This is a genomic window from Aeromonas sp. A35_P (genome assembly GCF_002259925.1).
In the GTDB taxonomy this organism is placed as follows: Bacteria; Pseudomonadota; Gammaproteobacteria; order Enterobacterales; family Aeromonadaceae; genus Aeromonas; species Aeromonas dhakensis.
Genome location: NZ_NEVB01000132.1, coordinates 1 through 4,638 on the forward strand (window position 1 = coordinate 1; position 4,638 = coordinate 4,638).

The 4,638-nt window shown below is 57.9% G+C and carries 5 protein-coding genes; 1 reads left to right on the forward strand and 4 read right to left on the reverse strand.

Annotation, left to right across the window (positions count from 1 at the left end; genetic code table 11):
* The 4 genes from CAK78_RS09230 to CAK78_RS09245 all read right to left on the reverse strand — a co-directional run.
* Positions 1–565: outer membrane beta-barrel protein (locus CAK78_RS09230; RefSeq protein WP_176452733.1), on the reverse strand; the 565-nt coding region annotated here is incomplete at its 3' end.
* A gap of 218 nt (positions 566–783) precedes the next feature.
* A complete protein-coding gene (gene ompA / locus CAK78_RS09235; RefSeq protein WP_005298595.1) occupies positions 784–1,785 on the reverse strand; it encodes a porin OmpA in 1,002 nt (333 codons plus the stop codon).
* A 431-nt stretch (positions 1,786–2,216) separates the two neighbouring features.
* Positions 2,217–3,236 carry a porin OmpA gene (ompA, locus tag CAK78_RS09240; protein ID WP_094697082.1) on the reverse strand — a complete coding sequence of 340 codons (1,020 nt, stop codon included), beginning with the start codon at positions 3,234–3,236 and terminating at the stop codon, positions 2,217–2,219.
* Between the two features lie 309 nt (positions 3,237–3,545).
* Positions 3,546–4,142: a hypothetical protein gene (locus tag CAK78_RS09245; RefSeq protein ID WP_094697083.1), complete on the reverse strand. Its 597-nt coding sequence runs from the start codon at positions 4,140–4,142 to the stop codon at positions 3,546–3,548.
* Positions 4,143–4,401: 259 nt separating this feature from the next.
* On the opposite strand from CAK78_RS09245, the gene CAK78_RS09250 reads away from it, so the two are divergent.
* Positions 4,402–4,638, forward strand: a 237-nt coding sequence (locus CAK78_RS09250; protein WP_094697084.1) for a helix-turn-helix domain-containing protein, incomplete at its 3' end; no start/stop codon positions are given.

Consider the following 4,638-nt stretch of genomic DNA (forward strand, 5'->3'; position numbering starts at 1 on the left):
GGTTGGGGTGGATCACCAGCTCCAGGGTGGCGGTGCTGATGTCGCTGACCCAGCGCTGGGTACCGCTGCCCACCTTGTCGTTGTCAGGATCATCGCCGACCCGGACCAGATAGCGGTAGCGGGCCTGGATATCGACCCAGTCATGCAGCTTGGCGGTGAGGCCGAGGCCGGCCAGCGGGGCCAGGTTGTTGTCACCGCCGTTGACGGATTTGACGTGATAGAGATAACCGCCGCCCTCGGCGAACACCGAGAAGATATCCCCCAGCGGCAGCCGCCCAATCACCGACAGGGTGGCCCCCTGGCTGCTGAAGTCATTGCCCTGCACGTCCCAGTTGCCGGTCGACAGGTAACCCAGTTCACCCCCCAGGTTCTCGGTGAAGTTGTAGCCGCCGAACAGGGAAAGCGCGGTGGCGTCCTTGCTCGCATCCTTGCCAAAGTCACCCAGGTCGTGAGCGATGGCCCAGCCACCCCCCACCCCGGCGTACCAGTCGTTGTCCGGCGCAGCCTGGGCACCCGTGGCCGCCAATGCCAATGCAATCCAAACCGGTTTTACTTTTATGTTCATCGCGTATCCTCGTCGATGCTGGTGTAGTAGGGCGCAAGCCCTGTTGAGTACAACCACCACTATTTATAGGTGATGCAGAGCGTTTAACCAGCTGACGGGGCAGGTTGGCAGGAAATGTGCACAGAAATGCGCACAAAAACGGAGCAGCATGGCGGGCCTGACGAGGGGAATAAAAAAGGAGGCCTGATGGCCTCCTTCATGGTCAGCGGGCTGACGACTTACTGTTGAACTTGCTGTACACCGGTGACGCGCACTTCAACGCGACGGTCCGGCGCCAGGCAGGAGATCAGCTGAGCCTTGGCCTTGATGCCGTTGCACTGGGTACCGGTGACCGGGTTGGCCTTGCCTTGACCCTCGATGGAGACCTTGCCAGCCGGCAGACCCTTGCCGACTAGGAAGTCGGCCACGGTGCGGGCACGGGCTTCGGACAGCTTCAGGTTGTAGGCTTCGGAGCCGATACGGTCGGTGTAACCGACGACCACGGCGCTGCCATCTTTGGGCTGAACGTCAACGATCTGCTGATACAGGGTGTTCAGGGCGGCCACACCTTCCGGCTTCAGAGTGGATTTGCCGAAGGCAAACAGCACGTCCGAGCTCAGGGAGAAGTTCTTGTCGACCATCACCGGCTCAGGAACGGGCTCGGGTGCCGGGGCGGGCACGGGGGCCACATAGGTGGTGCGGTTCGGGTGCATCACCAGCTCCAGGGTCGCCACGCTCATGTCGGTTTCCCAGGTTTTCTGCTCGTCACCCAGGTTCCACATGTAGCGGTAGCGGGCTTGCAGATCGAGCAGGTCGGAGAGCTTGGCGGTCACGCCCAGACCGGCCAGCGGGGCTGTGCCGTTGTCGCTGCTGCCGTTGCCGTTGACGTGGTTGAAGTAGGCACCGCCTTCTGCAAACACGGAGAAGATGTCGCCGAGCGGCAGACGGGCCAGACCGGACAGGGTCGCGCCCTGGGTCTTGAAGTCAACGCCGTCAACGCCGCCTTTGCCGGCATAGAGGTAACCCAGCTCGGCGCCGAAGTTCTCGTTGAAGTTGTAGCCGCCAAACAGGGAGAGCGCGGTGGCGTCCTTGTCTGCGTCTTTGCCGAAGTCGTCCAGGTCGTGACCATAAGCCCAACCTGCACCCATACCTGTGTACCAGTCGTTGGAGGCTTGAGCGGTGGTGGTGCCCATGGCTGCGATGGCCAGAGCAATCAGGGTGGGTGCCATTTTCATTTTCATCGTTTTATCCTCGTTGAGTTTGCCGTGCTAGGGCGTACTGCGCACTCTTTCAGTTATACCGGCCGCAGATGACAGTCTCACTGCGACCTCCATGGTGAACCACGGTTGGTCTGAATGAAAAAAGAGATGGTTCCTGGATACTCACGAAGCCTTGGCTTCATGGACAACTAACCGGGCCGAATGCACTTTTAATAGTTCATCCAATACCTTACAAGCGGGTTTACTGTATTCTTTTGACTCGCACGGATCAAGTTTCTGTACAGATATCCAGCACTGGCGCGGTTCTGCCGTGATTGGGAAGCGGGAAGTCGGGGAAAACGATTTGACAGGAAGTGACGCTGGTTGCTGTGTTTTTGCTCAAAAACAGGCGGCGGGCAAACAAAAGGGGATGCCGTGGCATCCCCTTTTCGCATTATCTGAACTAAGTCAGATTACTTCTGAACTTCTTGTACGCCAGATACGCGAACTTCTACGCGACGGTCCGGAGCCAGGCAGGAGATCAGCTGAGCTTTGGCTTTCACGCCGTCACACTTGGTGCCGGTAACCGGGTTGGCTTCGCCACGACCTTCGATGGCAACCTTGCTGGCAGCCATACCCTTGCTGACCAGGAAGTTGGCAACGGTGCGGGCACGGGCTTCAGACAGCTTCTGGTTGTAGGCGTCGGAACCGATACGGTCGGTGTAACCAACGACAACAGCGTTGCCATCTTTCGGCTGGAACTCAACGATCTGCTGGTACAGAGCGTTCAGGGCAGCAACGCCTTCCGGCTTCAGGCTGTCTTTGCCAAAGGCGAACAGCACGTCGGAGTTCAGGGCGAAGTTCTTCTCAACTACCTGCGGAGCCGGGGCCGGGGCTTCTTCAACAACCGGAGCCGGAGCCGGAGCTACGTAGGAAGTACGGAACGGGTGGTATACGGCTTCCAGGGTCGCAACGCTCTGGTTGGACTTGTAGCGTACGTTGTCGGCGTGCAGGTCAGCCACGTCCCACATGTAGCGGTAGCGAGCTTGCAGATCCAGCGCGTCGTTGACCTTGTAGGTCACGCCCAGGCCGGCCAGCGGGGATACTTTGGTGTCGCTGGTGCCCAGACCGTCGGTATGAGCCCAGTAGGCGCCGCCTTCAGCGAAAGCGGAGAAGTCGCCGCCCAGCGGCAGACGAGCGATACCGGACAGGGTGGCACCCTGGTTCTCATAACGGTTGCCATCGGTGTTGCCGCGGCCAGCATACTGGTAGCCGAATTCGGTACCGAAGTTTTCGGTGAAGTTGTAGCCGACGAAAGCGTTGGCTGCAGCAGAGTTTTCTTCACCAGTGTTCACGCCTTCGATCTTCTTCAGACCGTTGAAGTGAGCAGCACCAACGCCGGCACCGAAGTAGATGTCGTCAGCGGCGTGAGCGGCAGTTGCACCCATGGCAGCCATGGCGATGGCGATCAGGGAAGGAGCCATTTTCATCATAAAAAAATCCTCGTTGAGATGGCACGTTGTTCACGTGCTTCGCACTTTTTAATTTATGTAAGCTGCAGGCTCTGCCGAACAACATCGTTGAGTCTGGCAGGGATCCCGGTTCCATCCGGGAGGCACGCATTCCTGGTGCACTAGCGAGCGGGGGACATTGCCAAAACAATGGTTCACCCCTTCACGAACAGCCGGTGTCATTCCGATGACGTGGCGCACTCTATGCCGAATTCAAAACATGATCAAGCTCACACATAATCCATATGGCAGATTGTGTCGTGTGGGTAACTGGCTGTTTATCCAGATTAATTAGTGATCCAAATAGGATCTGTGCAGCCTCTTTTCGAGTTTCATATAGGCCTGAACCCAGTCAGATTGCGCCATGGCGGGAGATTCCCTCGCCTGGAACACTGCCAGATAATCGGCCTCGGTTGCTTCGCACAGTAAGGGTGTAAAACTGACCAAAAAATGCCGGGCCAGGTAGGGATCCAGGGGCCAGATATTGAGGATGGCCCGGGCCACAGGCTGTACTGCAGCTGAACAGCAAAAGTGGCGGTGGCCCGCCTCGAGCCAGTCGGCCATCTCGGCGAGGCCGCTGACAGGGACCAGACCGCCATCCCCTTTTGTGCTGGCCAGTGTCAGCTGCTGGCCATTGCCAAGCAGCAGGGTTCCCGATTCCTGCATGACGCCATCGTGGCTGCGCAGGGAAAGTCCGGCAACGGGCTGGTCGAGAAACAGGCTGCTCTTGTCATCCAGCGCAGCCAAAACTGCTGCCGCCTGATCGTGCAGGGCGGCGGGCAACCAGAAGGCCTCGGCGCGTGTCTGCTGGCCCTGTTGCAATTGGCGACTGAGTTCTGCGGAGGAGGATACCGGGTGTAAACAGGAGATTATGCCGGGAAGTGCCATGGGTTCTTACTCTGAAGGGATAGCCCGCGGATTATACGAGTAATTCCTGTGGCAACAATAAAGGTTTCTTTTCGAGACTGTTTACCTGAGGCGGTTGAGCGATTACCATCCCCGATGTTTGCAAGGGTTGTCGTCGAAAGACGCTGATTAAAGATAGAGACTCGACCATAACGAGTCCGTTCAAAACTGATACACTTGACTACGAGTCGTCGCGAAAAATAAAGGTGGAGTCAATCCGCCGTACGGAGTATGGAACAATATGAATTCAAATATCGTAACTGTTGGTAAGAAGATCCGTCAGATCCGTGAAGCAGTCGGCCTGAGCCGTCCCGAGTTTGCTGATCTGCTGGGCGTTCCCCCGACCACCCTGAAGAACTATGAGCTGGGTTATCGTGAAGTTGGTGGCGCCTTCCTGGTGGCCCTGGCTCACCACCCGGAACTGCACAAGTTCACCCTCTGGCTGCTGGCTGACAAGAAAGTCGCCGAGATCGGCCAG